At 32.8% G+C, this 17563-nt stretch carries 17 protein-coding genes, 1 riboswitch and 1 other annotated feature; of the genes, 13 read left to right on the top strand and 4 right to left on the bottom strand.

Features of this window, described 5'->3' with window-relative positions; translation table 11 throughout:
* Positions 1 to 2: 2 nt before the first annotated feature.
* A complete protein-coding gene (locus R9X47_RS04700; RefSeq protein ID WP_432665569.1) occupies positions 3 to 1616 on the bottom strand; it encodes a hypothetical protein in 1614 nt (537 codons plus the stop codon).
* A gap of 427 nt (positions 1617 to 2043) precedes the next feature.
* Here R9X47_RS04700 and R9X47_RS04695 point away from each other — a divergent pair, with 427 nt between their 5' ends.
* Together R9X47_RS04695 and R9X47_RS04690 are read left to right on the top strand one after the other, a co-directional pair.
* Complete coding sequence (locus R9X47_RS04695; RefSeq protein ID WP_432665568.1) at positions 2044 to 2652, top strand: HD-GYP domain-containing protein; 609 nt, start codon at positions 2044 to 2046, stop codon at positions 2650 to 2652.
* A 91-nt stretch (positions 2653 to 2743) separates the two neighbouring features.
* Positions 2744 to 4735 (top strand): methyl-accepting chemotaxis protein, encoded by a 1992-nt coding sequence (locus tag R9X47_RS04690; protein ID WP_432665567.1) that lies wholly within the window; start codon positions 2744 to 2746, stop codon positions 4733 to 4735.
* Between the two features lie 245 nt (positions 4736 to 4980).
* Here R9X47_RS04690 and R9X47_RS04685 read toward each other — a convergent pair whose 3' ends face one another.
* Positions 4981 to 5160: a hypothetical protein gene (locus R9X47_RS04685; protein ID WP_432665566.1), complete on the bottom strand. Its 180-nt coding sequence runs from the start codon at positions 5158 to 5160 to the stop codon at positions 4981 to 4983.
* Between the two features lie 124 nt (positions 5161 to 5284).
* Positions 5285 to 5520, bottom strand: a binding site (T-box leader).
* A gap of 262 nt (positions 5521 to 5782) precedes the next feature.
* Between R9X47_RS04685 and R9X47_RS04680 the strand changes: the two genes are divergently transcribed.
* A complete protein-coding gene (locus tag R9X47_RS04680; RefSeq protein ID WP_432665565.1) occupies positions 5783 to 6145 on the top strand; it encodes an MmcQ/YjbR family DNA-binding protein in 363 nt (120 codons plus the stop codon).
* A gap of 15 nt (positions 6146 to 6160) precedes the next feature.
* Positions 6161 to 6577, top strand: coding sequence for a hypothetical protein (locus R9X47_RS04675; protein ID WP_432665564.1), 417 nt, complete (start codon positions 6161 to 6163; stop codon positions 6575 to 6577).
* 91 nt (positions 6578 to 6668) lie between these two features.
* Here R9X47_RS04675 and R9X47_RS04670 read toward each other — a convergent pair whose 3' ends face one another.
* Positions 6669 to 6974, bottom strand: coding sequence for a hypothetical protein (locus tag R9X47_RS04670; RefSeq protein ID WP_432665563.1), 306 nt, complete (start codon positions 6972 to 6974; stop codon positions 6669 to 6671).
* Between the two features lie 202 nt (positions 6975 to 7176).
* Positions 7177 to 7278, top strand: a riboswitch (purine riboswitch).
* 206 nt (positions 7279 to 7484) lie between these two features.
* Here R9X47_RS04670 and R9X47_RS04665 point away from each other — a divergent pair.
* Positions 7485 to 8702 (top strand): 6-phosphofructokinase, encoded by a 1218-nt coding sequence (locus R9X47_RS04665; RefSeq protein WP_432665562.1) that lies wholly within the window; start codon positions 7485 to 7487, stop codon positions 8700 to 8702.
* 112 nt (positions 8703 to 8814) lie between these two features.
* Here R9X47_RS04665 and R9X47_RS04660 read toward each other — a convergent pair whose 3' ends face one another.
* On the bottom strand, positions 8815 to 10035 hold the full coding sequence (locus R9X47_RS04660) for a NupC/NupG family nucleoside CNT transporter (RefSeq protein ID WP_432665561.1): 1221 nt from the start codon (positions 10033 to 10035) through the stop codon (positions 8815 to 8817).
* 644 nt (positions 10036 to 10679) lie between these two features.
* Here R9X47_RS04660 and deoC point away from each other — a divergent pair.
* From deoC to R9X47_RS04620, 8 genes are all read left to right on the top strand, one after another.
* The gene (gene deoC, locus R9X47_RS04655; protein ID WP_432665560.1) at positions 10680 to 11348 is read left to right on the top strand and encodes a deoxyribose-phosphate aldolase; all 669 of its coding nucleotides are present in this window, start codon (positions 10680 to 10682) and stop codon (positions 11346 to 11348) included.
* Positions 11349 to 11382: 34 nt separating this feature from the next.
* Positions 11383 to 12201 (top strand): purine-nucleoside phosphorylase, encoded by an 819-nt coding sequence (locus tag R9X47_RS04650; protein WP_432665559.1) that lies wholly within the window; start codon positions 11383 to 11385, stop codon positions 12199 to 12201.
* A 73-nt stretch (positions 12202 to 12274) separates the two neighbouring features.
* Complete coding sequence (locus R9X47_RS04645) at positions 12275 to 12442, top strand: XapX domain-containing protein (RefSeq protein ID WP_432665558.1); 168 nt, start codon at positions 12275 to 12277, stop codon at positions 12440 to 12442.
* 265 nt (positions 12443 to 12707) lie between these two features.
* Entirely contained in the window at positions 12708 to 12938 is a 231-nt protein-coding gene (locus R9X47_RS04640; protein WP_432665557.1) for a DUF3892 domain-containing protein, read from the top strand.
* 297 nt (positions 12939 to 13235) lie between these two features.
* Positions 13236 to 14570, top strand: coding sequence for a type I glutamate--ammonia ligase (gene glnA / locus R9X47_RS04635; protein WP_432665556.1), 1335 nt, complete (start codon positions 13236 to 13238; stop codon positions 14568 to 14570).
* Between the two features lie 142 nt (positions 14571 to 14712).
* On the top strand, positions 14713 to 15276 hold the full coding sequence (locus R9X47_RS04630) for an ANTAR domain-containing response regulator (protein ID WP_432665555.1): 564 nt from the start codon (positions 14713 to 14715) through the stop codon (positions 15274 to 15276).
* Positions 15277 to 15407: 131 nt separating this feature from the next.
* Positions 15408 to 15686: a 2Fe-2S iron-sulfur cluster-binding protein gene (locus tag R9X47_RS04625; RefSeq protein WP_432665554.1), complete on the top strand. Its 279-nt coding sequence runs from the start codon at positions 15408 to 15410 to the stop codon at positions 15684 to 15686.
* A gap of 271 nt (positions 15687 to 15957) precedes the next feature.
* The gene (locus tag R9X47_RS04620; protein WP_432665553.1) at positions 15958 to 17547 is read left to right on the top strand and encodes a PTS transporter subunit EIIC; all 1590 of its coding nucleotides are present in this window, start codon (positions 15958 to 15960) and stop codon (positions 17545 to 17547) included.
* Positions 17548 to 17563 lie beyond the last annotated feature (16 nt).

Here is a 17563-nt window from a genome sequence, read left to right as displayed (position 1 = left end):
TTTTATTTTAGGCTTTTAATTTGATTTTTAAACCATGATATTACTGAGCTTTTCTCTTTATTGATTGGAGGAATTTGCTCCCAAAGGTTCATAAAAAGATTTTGATGGGAAAATACCAGTGTAGGCTCAGTGATAGAAATATCTAATATATTCTTAAATCTAGTATCCTCTGCTGTAGCTTTATCATTTTGTATTGATTGACACTGCAAAAATACAGAATGGGATTCTTTAATCATGTATGAAGGACAGGGGAAATATCCTGCTAAATCATTAGTCATTAGTCCGATTTTATAGTTATCATATTTCTCCAACATATGAACTATATTTTCAAGATGTTCAAGTACATCAGAAGGTTCGGTTTTAAATCTAAAATAACTACTTGTCTTAATTAAATCCTCGATAGAACTTTTAGAATAAATATCATAGTAAACATAGTTTTTAATTTGACGAGAGAAGGCCTCAAGTCTTCTTTTATGGCAAATAAGTCTATCTGAGATTTGATTGTTAGACAAATCCATTCTTTTCTTTAAGTACTTCGAGAAAAGCCCATGGGGGACTGTTATATCGCTTAGATTACTATTATAAAGATATCTATTACCTATTCTTTCTTCGGCTTTTGTTAAAGAATGATAGAAATTTAATTTTCCATTATTATATGTATTTGCTAATGGGAGTGACTGCTTAAGGGTTTGATCAAGTAGACCCTTAAGTACGTTTATAGCATCATTATCTTTTACAAGAAAAGCATTATTAAACCTATTTAAGCTATCACTTCCTAGACATATCAAGGCTCCTATTGCAGGTACTATTATAAACTCTACAGCGCCGTTAAGGGAATGATAGTTTTTAATATAGTATGGATAGTATCTTCCAGACTTAATACAATTGATTCCTTCATCAATGATTTTCAAATTGCGTATATTACTTTCATTTAGCCGTATAATCTTTATTATTCTATTTCCTTTATCTAAGACTCTATCTAGTATTTTAATCCATTCTGAATAAGTTTCTTCGAAGTTAGAAAATGAATCAAAATTAGTATAGAAAGTTATATATATAGGGTCTTTTATCAAGGAAGCGCTTTCAGCCGCAGAATCTAGAAGGTCTAGTCCAGCTTTAATAATATTCTCATGGCCAACTATGAGTTCAAAATTTTTGGGAAAATTATAACTAGCGCTTAGAGTTTTGAAGGTAAATGGATGGCTTTCGTAGACCTTTAAATCGGCAATATTTTCCGATGCAATATTCACTTTGCTTGAGAAGTTTTCTACTCTGGGCTTACAATATTTTATATTAGAGGTTTGATTGGCGGTCGACAGAATCTCATATATGTATTCCTTTAGGTGCATAGACCTTTCAAAATGTGCTGGTATGTTAAGACTAGTAGCGAGATCTCTTATTGATCTTTCCTGAGATTCATTAGTGACGTTGCATGATAAATAATAGGAAATTCTATCAAGATAATTAGAGTTAGGAGATACTACTCTTTTACCGTTTTTCCATTTACTTACTAAGGATGGATCCACATTAATGGCCTTAGCTATTCTGATTCCACTAATATTTAATATATCAAGTAATTGCTCAAGACATTTACCAAAGTCTAATTTATTATTCATGATTTCACCCGCATTTCTTTTAGATTTGTATGATGGATATTTTGGAAAAAACATTAATTTGAATTTTGAGGAATAAGTACTTGAAGAATGTTTGTTACAAAAGTACTATTTTTACCTTTATGGCTTATCGAATAAATGGTTATTGGATGATTGGTGTGATAACAGCGTATCCTTTAGTAATTCAAAATAAGTCGAAAATTGTAATGGTGTCAAATCTTATAGAAACACATAATTGTACTGAAATCAATCCTACTCAAGCACTAAATTTAAGATTTTATAGGAAAAAGAGGGTTTCGTCAATGACAAATATATGACAAGTTAGTTTGTCAATTGATAGATACTTACATGGTAAGTATAATATAAAAATGGAAAAAGTGAAAAAAATGTAAAATTGTGATAGGAATAAAGTCGAATAAGGGGTGACTTTGTGTTGAAAAACAATATCTCTTCAAAGATATATGATATAGAGAATGGATTTTATATTAGGGGCGAGACAGTTGAAATACTTCTAAATGTTCTAGCCATGAAGTCATATGAAGCAGCGGAGCACTGCATAAGAGTTTCTGAATTATCTGCTCAAATAGGTAAGGCCTATGACCTTAGCCAAAAGGATATGAAAGATTTATATAATGCATCTATTTTACATGATATAGGAAAAGTTTTTGTAGACGATGAAATATTAAATAAGCCCAGTAAATTAACCAAGAGTGAATATGATATGATTAAAACCCACTCAAAAAAAGGGTTTGAAGCTATTGATAATATAAAAAGAGTTGATAATACAGCAGAAATAATTCTATATCATCATGAGAGATATGATGGTTTAGGTTATCCATGTGGTTTAAAGGGGAAAGAAACCCCTTTTTTATCAAGAATTATCGCTGTGGCAGATGCTTTTGATGCCATGACATCACCGAGGTCATATAAGGCCACTTTAAGTATAAGAGAAGCAGTACAGGAGCTCAAGAATGGTAAATATACTCAGTTTGACGGACAAATTGTGGATACTTTTATTGAGGTCATTTCTGAAAAGTAAAATCTAATCAATGATAAGGAGCAATACCTCAGGGCTTTTATAAGCACAATCTGAAAATAGAAAAACTAATTAAACAGGGGATGGGTGTAAGATGAAATTTAAAAATTGGAAAATTAAATCAAAAATATTTTCAGGGTTTTTGATTCTAATAGTATTTATTATTATTTTAGGGAGTGTGTCGTTTATAAGTATTACTGGAATAGTTGATCAGAGAATACCTTTGGTAGAAAATAATGAAAGACTTACTAAGCTTACTTTGGAATTGAGGAAAAATGAAAAGGATTTTTTACTACGGGAAAGAACTAATTCAGAGTTCTTTAGGACAGGCAAAAGTAAATATCTTGATAAGTATGAGGCAAATTTTATTGAATTTCAAAAGACAATAGAGATATTTAGAAAAGAAAATGCTGTTATCAGTAATCCTGAAAACCTAAAGAAGCTAGATGACATAGAGACATTTGCTCAAGGTTACCATAACGATTTTATGCAATTGGTTGAACAGATAAGAAGAAGGGGTTTCAAAAACGATGGTTTACTTGGTGAATTAAGAAATGAAATCCACAGTATTGAGTCAGCTTTAGAAAATATGCCTGAAAGTGAAAACATACAAATTTTAATGTTAAAAGCGAGAAGAGCTGAAAAGGATTATTTCTTAAGGAAAGATACAAATTATCTAAGTGCTTTGAAGGAAATATGTTACGAATTCAAGAATTCATTAGACGGTATAAGTGATAATGAGAAAGACGATTTAGAATCGTTTATTGATAATTATGAAAATAAATTTGAGGAAATAGTTGCCATAGATAAGAAAATTGGTTTGAAAAATACAGAAGGATTAACTGGAAGTTACAGAAGCAAAGTACATAAGCTTGAGCCACTAATTGAGGAATTACATGAAAATATTCAGGTACTAATACAAAAGGATGTAGTAAGCTTAAAAACTAGGGTTATAGTAATTATTGCAGCTATTATTTTGATATCTATTGTTATTGCATTATATATATCTAACCTAATTACAAATCCAATTAAAAACATGGTAAAGGTTGTGAATGTAATAGCATCAGGTGATCTTAAAGAGAAAGTTACTATAGACTCTAAAGATGAAATAGGAGTACTCGCGGATAACTTTAATAAGATGATTAATAATATGAAGAATTTGATAAAAGAAATGAATGATATGGGAATGACAGTTTCGTCTACATCTGAGGAAATGAAGTTTTCAACAGGAGAGGCAAGTAAAGTGTCGGAGCAGATAGCTACTACCATATGTGAATTGGCTAAGGGAGCCACAGAGCAAACTCAATCTACACAAGAAGGAAGTAACATGATTAATGAGCTAATAATAGGAATAGATAAAATAGCTAAAAATACTAATAAAACAGAGGAACTCACATATCAAGCTAAGGAAATTGTTGATAATGGAATGAATGTAGTAAAATATCAAAAGGATAAAATGATTCAAAATAAAGAGGCTGCAAACAGTGTAGGAAATGGCGTTTATGCTCTATCTGAAAAATCTAAGCAAATCAGCGGTATAGTTGAGCTAATAAGTTCCATAGCAGAGCAAACAAATCTATTAGCACTAAATGCTGCTATAGAAGCGGCTAGAGCAGGAGAACAAGGAAAGGGATTTTCTGTAGTTGCAGAAGAGGTACGAAAGCTTGCCGAAGAGTCAAGTAGAGCTAGTAAAGATATAGGTGAAATTATAAATGAGATAACGGTGGAAATAGATGATATTGTTAAAGGTGTTGAGGGAGCAAAAATAATAGTAGACGATCAAGAGGACGCAGTGTATCAAACTTCTAATTCCTTTCAAAACATATTAAAAGCAGTTTCAGATGTATCTGATAACATTAGAGAAATTTCAGTGTCATGCAAATTATTAAATGAGAAATCCTCTATAGCTGGTGAGAGGATAAACAATATTGCCGCCATAACTGAAGAGAATGCTGCTGGGACTGAAGAGGTGGCTGCATCAATGGAGGAACAGACAGCATCAATAGAAGAAATATCAGCTTCAGCAGATCAACTTGCACATATATCTAATGAGCTTTTACAGTCTATACTGAGATTCAAAATATAGTATAACTCAATTTGATATATAATAAGCTATTAAGAGATAAGTTTATAGTTTCAATGTCTTCAATTAATAATTATACATAATATGGCATTAGAAAAGTGTAGAGAATTCTGAAGGTGCGGACGAACTTTAGAAAAGAATAAAACGATTTTTTAAAATTAAAAAAGAAATATTAACTGGTAAGACGTTTCTATCTGTATCATAGTAAGATAGAAGTGTCTTACCAGTTGTGTTTTATAGAAATCAAACTAATAATCATAGCCTAATGATAATTCATCATCAGATGGACCTTCACCCCAGTAATTAACAGAAATAGCCTGGTACTTTAAAGCCTTCATTAAACTAGTATCAACACTAACCTCCATATTATCATTACCATTTACATTCTTATTATCTTCTCTGTTAAATTCTACTCTTTTTTTAGTCATTTCAATTCCCTCCAATTTGATTTTTTATTTTTATTCGAAATAATCATCTTTTGTATGTCATGAGCAATTTTGACGTCAATAAAATATACTCATTATAAAAAAATCCCGCCCTTAAAAATCAATTTAAAAGGACGAGTTATACCCGCGGTACCACCTTTGTTGCATCTTAAAAAGATGCCCCTTACTAGTTTAGCTAAACCAAGGCCTTTATCGGGGCCAAATCGGTATCAACTACTTGATAAATCTTTCGAAGATACAGCTCGGGAGTGATTTGTATGATATAGGCAATATCGGATCTCAGCAAACACCGACTCTCTGTAATAGCGCATATAAAATACCTGTCTCCGTCAAAGCGAGGATGAATATTTATTAGTTTCTATGTATTATAGCAAGATAAAAATAATAAGTCAATACATTTTTCTGAAAATTTATATTAATCTAAAAACTTGTAAAAGGTTGAAATTTTTAATAATACAAATAAAATATAAAGTACTTATAAAATTATGCAATGGAGTTATTTGTAGGTACTTTTTTTGGTAAAAGCTTCTTGAAAAAACAGTTAAATCCATGATCGAAATTTTACTTTTTAATAGTAGAAAGTTATAATATATATGAGGTGATTATGATGAATATTGAAGAAGTGCGTCAGTATTTTCTCAATAAACCAGGTGCAATAGTTGAAAAACCATTTAATATACCGGTTCCAGTATTTAAGGTGGGAGATAAAATGTTTGGACTGATTAACATCCATGAACCGGACAGAGTTAGTATAAACCTAAAGCATCATAAGGAGAAAAACGAGTTGTTACGTGAGGTATTTGATGAAATCAAACCTGGCTATCATATGAACAAGACCCATTGGAATACAGTGTATTTAGATGGGAATTTAGAGGACAAGCTTGTAAAAGAGTTAATCGATGTGTCCTATGAAATAGTGTTTAAATCGCTTACTAAGAAAAAGCAGAAAGAAATACTAGGAGAATAGAGGGGAGGAACAAATATGAAGCACTGGTTGTATCCTGCAAATCCCAAGTATTATGATGTGATTTCAGCCTTTACAAAGGAGCCTAAGACAGCTTGGCCAATAAGTAGTAAAGTAGAAGATGGAGATTTTGTTTATATCTATACGGGGGCACCCTATAAACAAATCATGTTTAAATGCAAGGTTGTAGAGGTGGGGCTGCCTGTAGATGATGTAATGTATCAAGCGGAGAAATATGCCAAGGTGAGTAAAGAGAAGCCAAATAAAAGTTTTATGCTATTAGAGACAATAATTGAATTTGATCAAAATAAAGAAAGTCCTTTATCCTTTAGCTGGCTGAGACAAAATGGACTAAAGGGTAGTATAATGGGTCCTCAATGCTTAGAAAATAATGAAACTCTATTTAAATACATAGGTGAAATAGAAGCGCAATAAATAGAAAAGAGGGTGCCTCAGAATGGCGAATTTCTGAAACACCCTAGGGCTAAACTTATGAGATACATTTATGAGTCAGCCCTTTTTTCATTTACTGAAAATCGTATACCTCTTTGTGCTCATAATCTAAAATTGCATCAAAGACTTCACTAGCCGTTGTATCAGATATGTCATTACTTACAAATAAAATTCCAATATTATTATACTTAGTATTCATAACATCCTTCGCAACCACCTTCCCTTCATACCCTAACAAAGCGTCATTGATTTCCTGACCCATTTTAGGAAAAATATTATCTTTTTCCCAAGCTATAAAGCCAATTAGGGATCCTGAAATTGAACTATCAAAACCTTTATTTGATAGCACTTCATGCCAGGTCAAATCTATTTTTTTCACAATATATCCCTCCAATTTTGATCTTAGAATCAAGTTTTTAATAGCAGAACTATAATATTACTTAGTTTTTAATGTTTAGATCAAAATTATAACTAAAAAATATCAAAATCCTATGGTGTGAATTGAAGAGAGTATCTACATTTGCTTTGTTGACTATTGTCGAGAAATCATGTAATATTAAGTGGGCGAAATCAAGAAAATAGTCAAATTTTTAACGAATATTTATATATTTTCGAAAATACGGTTCGAGAGTATCTACAAGAAGGTCGATAGCCTTCTGACTATGGATTAATCCTTTACTATATTCTTATATAAATATAGAGATTTCAGTCAAAACTTTAATTTATACACATCAAAAATCCCCTGAAGTATTGGACATTTTGATATGTATAAATTAAGATTTACTTGTAACTCTATATATAAGAATAAGAATACTTATGATAATTAATAAATTCTGTAATTGGATTAATCATTTTCTAAATACAGAATTTTTATATGTAGGAGGAAATTATGAAAAATTGCTTAGTAGCACAGTCTGGCGGACCAACAGCCGTGATAAATGCCAGTGTAGTTGGAGTTGTTAGGGGAAATAAGGAAATAAAGCGTTATAACAAGGTATATGGTGGAATCAATGGTATTGAAGGAATATTACAAGGAAAGATTGTTGATTTATCAGATTTAAATGAAATGGATCTAGAAGTATTAAAGCATACGCCGTCTTCTTCTTTGGGATCATGTAGATACAAAATGAAAGATTTCAGAGATGATGAGACAGAGTATAATAAGATATTTGAAGTTATGGATTCCTTAGACATTAGTACACTATTTTATATAGGTGGAAATGATTCAATGGATACCGTTAGTAAACTTAGTGAATATGCTAAGCTAAAGGGAATTGAAAAACAAGTTATTGGGATACCAAAGACTATCGATAACGATTTATTTCACACAGATCATACACCGGGCTATGGAAGTGCCGCGAAATTCATTGCCACTACTACTTTAGAAACTTATTTAGACTCAAGTGTATATACTAACAATGGAATTTTTATCATTGAAACAATGGGAAGAGATACGGGATGGTTAGCAGCCAGTGCAGCCCTTGCCAAGATAAATGGAGAATCGGTAGCAGACTTTATCTATCTACCAGAGGTAGAGTTTAACAATGAGAAGTTTATAGCCGATGTTAGGGCTAGATTTGAAGAAAAGAATAAGGTATATATAGTGGTTTCTGAGGGAATAAAGGGTGAAAGCGGTAGATACCTTTTCGAAAGCAATTCTTCATGTGCTCACGATGCTTTTTCACATGTACAATTAGGAGGCGTTGGCAGCTGTTTAAAGAGACTAATTCTTGAAAATGGCATTACTTCAAGGGTTAAGGTAATGGAGCTTGGAGTTACTCAGCGAGCTGCAATGCACTGTATATCAAAGACAGACCTTGAGGAGTCCTATGAGGTTGGAAAAGCTGCTGTAAGATATTCAGCAGAAGGTGAAACAGGTTTTATGGTTGCCATGAAGAGGGAAGGAAATAATCCTTATACTATGGAAACCTTTAAAATTGAAGCAGCTAAGATAGCCAATAATATAAAATATTTTCCAGCTGAGTGGATTACAAAAGAAAAGAACAACATTACTGAAGATGCAATTGAATATATGCAGCCTCTTATTATGGGTACACCAGACCCAACACTTGAGAATGGGCTTCCTAAATATTTAACTCTTTACTAAAATAATATAGAACCCCTTGATTACTTAGTCTAAAAGGTGAATTCATTTTGACTAATCTAATCAAGGGGTTTTAAATATACAGGGGATGTATATTATGACACGATCATAAAAATTATATTAACATTCCTGCCACTGTTGCAGTCATAAATGCAGCTAAGCTTCCACCTATAAGAGCTTTGATTCCTAGCTTCGCAATATCCGAACGTCTTTCAGGAGCTAAAGAACCAATACCGCCAACTTGGATACCTATAGAACTGAAGTTTGCAAAACCACAAAGTGCATAGGTTAAAATTATTACAGTTCTTTCACTAAGTGCATTAGACTTTATTAACTCAGAAAGGTTTGCATAGGCAAAGAATTCATTTATAACAACTTTTTGTCCTAATAAATTACCTGCTTCAACTGCATCTGGTAAGGGAACACCCATTAGGTATGCTAGAGGTGCAAATAATCTACCTAAAATCCATTCCAGACTTAAGTAATCCATACCAACTACACTACCGACCCATCCGATAACAGCGTTTACTAAGGCAACTATGGCAATGAATGAAAGAAGCATAGCACCAACGTTTAAAGCAAGTTTTAGACCTTCACTTGTTCCTCTGGCCGCTGCATCAATAACATTTGCATCAAGTTCATCTAGCTGTATGTTTACTTTTCCTTTAGTTACTGGAGTCTGTGTTTCTGGAACCATTATCTTTGCGATAATTAAACTCGCTGGGGCTGACATAATACTAGCTGCAATAAGGTGACCAGCTTCAACACCCATAGATACATATCCAGCCATTACTCCACCGGCAACTGTTGCCATACCACCAGTCATTACAGTTAGAAGCTCTGACTTAGTCATTGTTTTTATAAAGGGCTTAATTACAAGAGGAGCCTCTGTTTGACCAACAAAAATATTTGCCGCTGCTGATAAAGATTCAGCACCACTAGTTCCTAATAACTTTGACATAATTTTTGCTAATACAGTTATTATCTTTTCCATAACACCTAGGTGGTATAATACAGCCATTAAAGCTGAGAAGAAAATTATTGTAGGTAATATTTGTAGGGCAAAAATAAATCCAAAGCTTTCTACATCAAGCATATTGCCAAATAGGAAAGCGGTTCCCTCTTTTGTAAAATCTAGTAGTTTTGTAACTAAATCATTAAGTACATTGAAAAGGCTTTGTCCTGGTGCCCACTTAAGTATTAGTAAACCAAAAACTAGCTGCATAGCTACACCAATACCAACTAACTTCCAATTAACTGCCTTTTTGTTGTCAGAAACTAAGTAAGCTATTCCAATCATAACCATTAAACCTATTAAACTAATCAGTTTGTCCATTGTTTACAACCTCCTTAAAAGTATTTATTTGAAGAATCAGTACAGTGAATAAAAAAATGTGGAACCGTTTTCTCATTTGGCAATAATAATACCTTGGTCTTACGAACAAGACTAAACTCTTGTAATATGTTTTTAATTGTTGGTTATATTAAATGCAAAATGAGAGATAAGAGAAAAGAAGACGTCTTCGATTTTTACTAACGAATGAAAGTATACTACAGATATCGACACATTGCAACAAGTATTTTTTTCTCAGTATAGTAAAATATAGTAAGATAATCATAGTCTAATCCTAGAAAAATCAAAACTAGAGACATATTTAAAACTTTTTGTAAACATTCTAAATAAAACATTGTGAAAAATATACAAAATTATCTATTGACAAATATATAAAAAGTCACTATATTATTTAAAGGAGGAACCGATTTCATATGATTAATATTTGTTAAGTTTTAATAAGAATAAATAGAAATATGAAAGCCTCTAAATCATCGGCTTGCCACCGTTAAAGGGCGAATACGGATCTTTTATCCGTGGATAAGGGTGATAACACGAAAATTGCTTCGTCCCTCAGGTATTAATTTATCTAAGGGGCGTTTTATATTTCACATAAAGAAATTTAGATATAATATGGAGGTCGTTATATGAATATTGCATCAATGATTGATCACACATTACTTAAGGCTGACGCCACAAAGGCAGATATTATAAGAGTCTGTGAAGAGGCAAAGAAGTATAACTTTAAATCTGTCTGTGTGAACAGTGCATATACTAAATTAGTAGCAAAGCAGCTAGAAGGTACAGATGTAGATGTATGTACAGTTGTTGGTTTTCCATTAGGGGCCATGGATATGGATTGTAAGGCATTTGAAACCAAAAGAGCTATTGAACTAGGGGCAAATGAAATAGACATGGTTATAAACATAGGAGCACTTAAGGATAAAGATTATGACTATGTCTTAAATGATATAAGAGCAGTTGTTAATGCTTCAAAGGGAAAGGCCTTAACTAAAGTTATACTTGAAACATGTTTACTAACTAAAGATGAGATTGTAAAAGCATGTGAGTTATCAAAAGAGGCTGGTGCGGATTTTGTAAAGACCTCTACGGGTTTTAGTACCGGTGGAGCAACTGTTGAAAATATAAAATTAATGAGATCAACTGTTGGAAGTGAAATGGGAGTAAAGGCGTCCGGTGGTGTTAGAACAAAGGAAGATGCAGAGGCTGTTATTGAAGCTGGTGCAACAAGAATAGGTGCAAGCTCTTCAATAGCCATAGCTCAGGGTACTAAAGGTAGTACTAGCGGATACTAAGGTAAATTAGATTTAGAAAGTGAAGGGGATAATTATGGATTTGCAAATGAAAATTAAAGAGTCAGCAGAATATATTTTAAGTAAAGTTAATGTAGAACCTGAGATCGGGTTAATATTAGGTTCTGGACTTGGCGCTATAGGTGACCAGATAGAGAATCCAGAGTATTTTCCATACAATGAAATCCCACATTTTCCTGTTTCTACTGTTGAGGGACATGCTGGAAGATTAGTTGTTGGAACTCTTGAAGGTAAAAAAGTAGTTGCTATGCAAGGAAGATTTCATTACTATGAAGGATATCATATGCAAGAAGTTACATTTCCTGTTAGGGTAATGAAGCTGTTAGGAGTTAAAACATTAATTGTTACAAATGCAGCCGGTGCAGTAAATACAGCATATAAACCGGGAGATCTAATGCTTATTAATGATCATCTTAACCTGGCATTTGATAACCCACTAATTGGTAAAAATCTAAGTGAATTTGGTACTCGTTTTCCAGATATGTCTAACGCTTACGACTCTAACTTAAGAGATAAGGTAAAGGAAATTGCAAGTTCATTAAATATCGAGCTTAGAGAAGGTGTATATGCATGTATGACAGGTCCAACCTATGAAACACCTGCTGAGATTAGAATGGTTAGAACTATGGGTGCAGATGCCGTTGGAATGTCTACAGTACCAGAGGTAATAGTAGCAGTTCATAGTGGATTAAAAGTAATAGGTGTTTCTTGTATGACTAATATGGCAGCTGGAATACTAGATCAGCCATTAGATCATAGCGAAGTAATGGAAACGTCAGCAATGGCAAGGGAAAAGTTCATAAGCCTTATGAAAGAAATAATTAAAATGATATAGAGAAATCCTAGTGATTTACTAGTGATATTAAAATAATCAAAAAAATATTTAGAATAATAATGAGGTGGAAATAATGAAAATAGAAATCGTTGCTTTACTAGTAGGAATTATTACAGGAGCTGTTTTTACAATGACAAAGTTACCTCTTCCAGCGCCTCCATCAATGGCAGGTATAGCAGGTATAGTAGGTATATTTGCAGGTTCAAAGCTTATTGATATTGCAAAAGGATTTTTTGCGTAAATTTGTATTTAATCAAAGTGAATAAATTAGTATATTTTGAGAAAATCCCAAGTTTAACAACTGTTGAACTTGGGATTTTTTGCGAGTACTTCTTTAGTAAGAACTAACCAAAGCAAGGAGATTCCAAGTCTCCATTTTTTATTTTTTTTGAGTTCATTTCTTATATAATAATCTTAGAATAAGATGTATAAAAAGTTAATAATTTCATCATAAAATATTGTATATTTAGCATAGTATTACAAAGAATAGAATGGGAGGGATTTTTATGAAAGATACTACAAGTATTATAAAAGTGAAGAAAAATCATAGTGGAGATATTACTGATGTTATGCTGGAAAATGGAAATGTATATTCCATTGATGAGGCATTAAATATGGCAAAACACGGGATTATTGATGGGGTAAATGTTGGACGTGCTAAGAATGGACGAGAGTTTTTAAGAAGCAATCCCAATGGTTCAAAAAATGATAACTTAGATAATTTGCCAATGTTTTAAAGGCATAGAAATATAAAAAATCATGAAATTAGTAATCACAGATTTAAGTATAGTAGAATAATATATTGTAATCCAGATCTAAGAATTTTAAAATTACTATTGAAAAATTTTTAAAAATGTTATACAATATGTTTCATAAATTTAATAACAAATTATTGGGCAATGGCGTCCACAACTATAGGATTATGTATCCTTTGTTTGTGGACGCTTTTTTCATTTTAATGTATTTATTGAAGAATAATACGACAAAATGAAGGTGATTATTAAAAATTTTATTATTTTAAAGGAGGCGTTTTAATGTCATGCAATTATAGTAAAGAAGAGCTTTTGAAAAAAGCTAAGGAGTTAGAGGTAGAATTTATTCATCTTCAGTTTACCGATATACTGGGAGTAATGAAGAATGTATCTATTACAATAGAACAATTAGAAAAGGCTCTTGATAATGAGATAATGTTTGATGGATCATCAATAGATGGTTTCGTGAGAATTGAAGAATCTGATATGTACTTAAGACCGGATGTATCTACATTCGAAGTTTTTCCATGGGTTAGCCATTCCAAGGAAGCTAGATTGATATGTGATGTATATAAAGCGGATGGAACTCCATTTGATGGATGTCCAAGAAATGTATTAAAAAAGGTAATAAAAGAAGCGGCAGATATGGGATATGTATTTAATGTAGGACCTGAATGTGAATTCTTCTTATTCCATACCGATGAGAAGGGGGAACCATCCCTTGAAACCCATGATAATGCGGGATATTTTGACTTGGCGCCTATTGATTTAGGCGGAAATGCCAGAAAGGAAATGACTACTACATTAAAGCAAATGGGCTTTCATATTGAAGCTTCACATCATGAGGTAGCCCCGGGACAACATGAAATAGACTTTGAATATGATGATGCTCTAACAACAGCAGACAATATAATGACCTTTAAAATGGTTGTAAGGATTATTGCTCAAAGACACGGGCTTCATGCTACATTTATGCCTAAACCTAAATACGGTATAAACGGTTCAGGTATGCATATTAATATGTCATTGGAAACTCTAGAGGGAAAAAATGCCTTCTATGAAGAGAGTAATTATATGCAGTTTTCAGAAACAGCATTTAACTTCTTAGGTGGAGTGATAGAGCATGCAAGGGCATTTGCATCTTTGACAAATCCAACGGTTAACTCATATAAAAGATTAGTTCCTGGATATGAAGCGCCTGTTATGATTGCTTGGTCTGCAAGTAATAGAAGTCCATTAATTAGAATACCTGCAAAGAGGGGCCAATCAACAAGAATAGAACTTAGAAATCCAGATCCATCGGCTAATCCATATCTAGCTTTAGCAGCTATTTTAAAGGCGGGATTAGATGGAATAAAGAATAAAATAGATCCACCAGCACCTGTTACAAAAAATCTATACAAAATGAGTGATGAGGAACTTACGGAAAGAGGTATAGAAAGCTTACCATCAAACCTATATGAAGCAATTCAAGAGCTATCTAAGGATGAGGTTATTAAGGATGCAATTGGAGAGCATATATTCAATAGGTTTACCGACGCGGCGCTATATGAATGGAATGCCTATTCAAGATATATCTCTCAGTGGGAGCTAGATAGATATTTAAGAAAATTCTAGAAGAATACATCAGGGATTATTTAGAGAAAGTTTAGAAGGATAAAGTTAAACACTAATTTTTCTATGGATAATCAGAAATATACAGTACTTAAATCTCTGTATTAATTGTATAATAGTTATATGCCGTATTTGGAGTGAGTCTATGAACAATTTTAGTATAGTGGTTGCCGATAGTGGTGAGACATCTAGAAAAATGATTTGCAAGTTACTTGCCAAAAAAGGGTATAAGATATATCAGGCAACTGACGGAGCAGGGGTTATAAGAATAGCTAGAAGGGTTTATCCGGATCTCGTTATAATAGATGAAAACATCTGGGGAATGAAGTCCTATGATGCTGCATCTATCATTGAGGAAGACAAATTGTCTACTGTCGTTTTTATTACAAATAATCCTAGTCAAAGCTTTTATGAAAGATTAAAGACTATGAATGTATATGCATATATAAATAAACCTATCAACCCCGACCAACTTTATCAAATTGTAGAATTTAGTATAATGAACTCCAGTAGGATAAACAAACTGGAAAAAAAGGTAAAGAAGCTTGAAGACACTATAGCAGATAGAAAAAATATTGATAGAGCAAAGCGTATATTAATGAAAAATCATGGTGTTTCCGAAGACGATGCCTATAAGATGCTAAGGAAAAAAAGCATGGATGAATGTATATCTATGGGAAAAGTTGCTGAAAAAGTAATAGCTAAATAAGCAAAGCAGCCTAAAGGGCTGTTTTTCCTTTACATTGAACTAATTTAAATGATTAAAGTAAATAAAATAAGTGTATAAATCTATATATAAATTTCTAGTATAAATGTATATACTTTTATAGGAGGCATCATATGAGTCATTGTGTCAAATTCATTAAAGATGTAGAAATAAAAAAAGATAAAACTGTATTAGATGTTGCTAAGGAAGCCAAGCTCAAGGTCAAAGCTCCTTGTAAGGGTAAGGGGAAATGCGGTAAGTGCATTGTTCGGGTATTGGAAGGCAAGGTATCTGAGCCAACTAAAGCAGAAAAAAAGCTGTTGAGTGAAAAGAAGATTAATAAGGGGTATAGGTTAGCATGTGAAGCCACTGTTGAAGGTAGTGTGACTATCGAATTAGAAAATAAAAAGTAAGAGATAAAAAGTGCCATTTACAATATGTAAATGGTACTTTTATTATGGGTGAAAACTAGCTTTTTTCTACACTTGAAGTTAAACTTTCTGAGATATAACGTTAGAATTTACCGTTTCAATGTGGTAATTAGTTTTATAAGCTGTATATTTAAGTATAACGTTTTCCAAGATATAATTAAATTATTAATTATCGATAATTAAGAAAAATTTTAAAATTGAATATTTTTACAAGTCATTATCTTGATTAAAACTAAATATTTGAGGTGAGATTATGAGAGAAAAGCTACAATCATTTGCTGGTTCCATGATGATTCCTATTATTTTACTTGTACTTGTTGGTTTTTATGTAAGTATTGCAATGTCATTTACAGGATATATTTTAACGGAAGGAACATTTTTACACACTATATTTTCTGTTATTGCAAGCATAGGCTTTATGATTATGAGATATTTACCTTTCTGGTTTGCCGTGGGCGTTGCCTTTGGTTTGGCAAAGAGAGAAAAGGGTTGGGCAGCATTTGCAGGACTTGTAATGTTTATGTCTTTTAATACGGTAATTAGTACCTATGCTGGAGCTAGTGGTTGGAATGCCGATACAACTACCGTAGATCATTTAGTTAATAATTTAGGCTGGGCAATGGAGAAGGCTCAAAATTATAATGCTTTATGGAAAGATCTTGCAGGGATTTTCACCTTTGATATGGGAATCTTCAGTGGTATTATCACGGGGATTGTTACTGCTGCTATTCATAACAAATGGTATAACAAAGAATTACCAAACGTATTTTCATTTTTTAGTGGACCAAGATATGTAATTATATTAATTACTCTATTTTCTATTCCACTTGGTATAGCGACTTACTATGTTTGGCCAGTAGTAGCTGCAGGATTACAAGCTCTTACAAAACTTATTACTAATTCAGGATTATTTGGAACCTTCCTATTCGGTGCAACAGATAAGGCCCTGTTGCCATTTGGAATTCACCACTTGATTGCCTTTCCAATTGAATACACCCGTGTTGGTGGAACAATGGAAATCGGTGGTATAGTTTACGAAGGAGTACGAAATATTATTGTTGGCCAAGCAGGTTCCCCAGAGGCAACGGGTTATATAGTACGTAACTTTACGACTGGTAGGATTCTTTTCCAATTTGGTGGACTTCCTGGTGCTGCAGCAGCAATTTATGCAACGGCTAAACCACATAAGAAAAAGCTAGTTGCATCAATTGTGGTTCCAGCAGTATTGACAGTAATGTTTGTTGGAATATCAGAACCTATTGAATATACATTTTTATTCGTAAATCCTTTATTATATTATCTAATACATGTACCGTTATCAGGACTTGCATATGTATTAGCGGAAATGACAAAGGTTTCTATAAATGGCCATGCATTGTTCTTTATGATACCTAATCTGTTTCAACCCCATAAAGTCCATGCAATGTCGCTATTTATATTAGTACCGGCTTACTTTGCAGCTTATTTCTTCCTATTTAAGTGGGCAATTCTTAAATTCAATATACCGACTCCAGGTAGAAAAGATGACAATGAAAATGTCAAGCTATATTCTAAGAGTGACTATAAGGATAAGCAAAAGAATAAGAAAGAAGAGGCTGTAAACCTAACAGAGAACATTATTGAGCATCTTGGTGGAATGGAGAATATTGAAAGCATAAGTAATTGTGCCACACGCCTTAGAGTAACAGTTAAAGATGAGTCCTTAGTTGCTGAAGATTCAATCTGGATTGAAAACTTAGAAGCCAAAGGAGTCGTTAGAAAAAATAAAGCCATACAAATTATATATGGACCAAGGGTAATGTCTATCGCAACCTCTGTAAAAGAGGCATTGAATATTAACTAGTTTTACTAGCAAGGGG

Origin of the sequence: Wukongibacter baidiensis (assembly GCF_050888315.1) — a bacterium.
GTDB classification, from domain to species: domain Bacteria; phylum Bacillota; class Clostridia; order Peptostreptococcales; family Caminicellaceae; genus Wukongibacter; species Wukongibacter baidiensis.
This window is presented reverse-complemented; position numbering and strand designations above follow the sequence as displayed.

What these genes read in the sequence shown, in the direction of transcription:
- R9X47_RS04625 (WP_432665554.1), top strand. Translation starts at nt 15,408, where the DNA reads ATGAGTCATTGTGTCAAATTCATTAAAGATGTAGAAATAAAAAAAGAT.
- R9X47_RS04660 (WP_432665561.1), bottom strand. Translation starts at nt 10,035, where the DNA reads ATGGACAAACTGATTAGTTTAATAGGTTTAATGGTTATGATTGGAATA.
- R9X47_RS04700 (WP_432665569.1), bottom strand. Translation starts at nt 1,616, where the DNA reads ATGAATAATAAATTAGACTTTGGTAAATGTCTTGAGCAATTACTTGAT.
- R9X47_RS04690 (WP_432665567.1), top strand. Translation starts at nt 2,744, where the DNA reads ATGAAATTTAAAAATTGGAAAATTAAATCAAAAATATTTTCAGGGTTT.
- deoC (WP_432665560.1), top strand. Translation starts at nt 10,680, where the DNA reads ATGAATATTGCATCAATGATTGATCACACATTACTTAAGGCTGACGCC.
- R9X47_RS04620 (WP_432665553.1), top strand. Translation starts at nt 15,958, where the DNA reads ATGAGAGAAAAGCTACAATCATTTGCTGGTTCCATGATGATTCCTATT.
- glnA (WP_432665556.1), top strand. Translation starts at nt 13,236, where the DNA reads ATGTCATGCAATTATAGTAAAGAAGAGCTTTTGAAAAAAGCTAAGGAG.
- R9X47_RS04680 (WP_432665565.1), top strand. Translation starts at nt 5,783, where the DNA reads ATGATGAATATTGAAGAAGTGCGTCAGTATTTTCTCAATAAACCAGGT.
- R9X47_RS04675 (WP_432665564.1), top strand. Translation starts at nt 6,161, where the DNA reads ATGAAGCACTGGTTGTATCCTGCAAATCCCAAGTATTATGATGTGATT.
- R9X47_RS04630 (WP_432665555.1), top strand. Translation starts at nt 14,713, where the DNA reads ATGAACAATTTTAGTATAGTGGTTGCCGATAGTGGTGAGACATCTAGA.
- R9X47_RS04645 (WP_432665558.1), top strand. Translation starts at nt 12,275, where the DNA reads ATGAAAATAGAAATCGTTGCTTTACTAGTAGGAATTATTACAGGAGCT.
- R9X47_RS04665 (WP_432665562.1), top strand. Translation starts at nt 7,485, where the DNA reads ATGAAAAATTGCTTAGTAGCACAGTCTGGCGGACCAACAGCCGTGATA.
- R9X47_RS04640 (WP_432665557.1), top strand. Translation starts at nt 12,708, where the DNA reads ATGAAAGATACTACAAGTATTATAAAAGTGAAGAAAAATCATAGTGGA.
- R9X47_RS04685 (WP_432665566.1), bottom strand. Translation starts at nt 5,160, where the DNA reads ATGACTAAAAAAAGAGTAGAATTTAACAGAGAAGATAATAAGAATGTA.
- R9X47_RS04650 (WP_432665559.1), top strand. Translation starts at nt 11,383, where the DNA reads ATGGATTTGCAAATGAAAATTAAAGAGTCAGCAGAATATATTTTAAGT.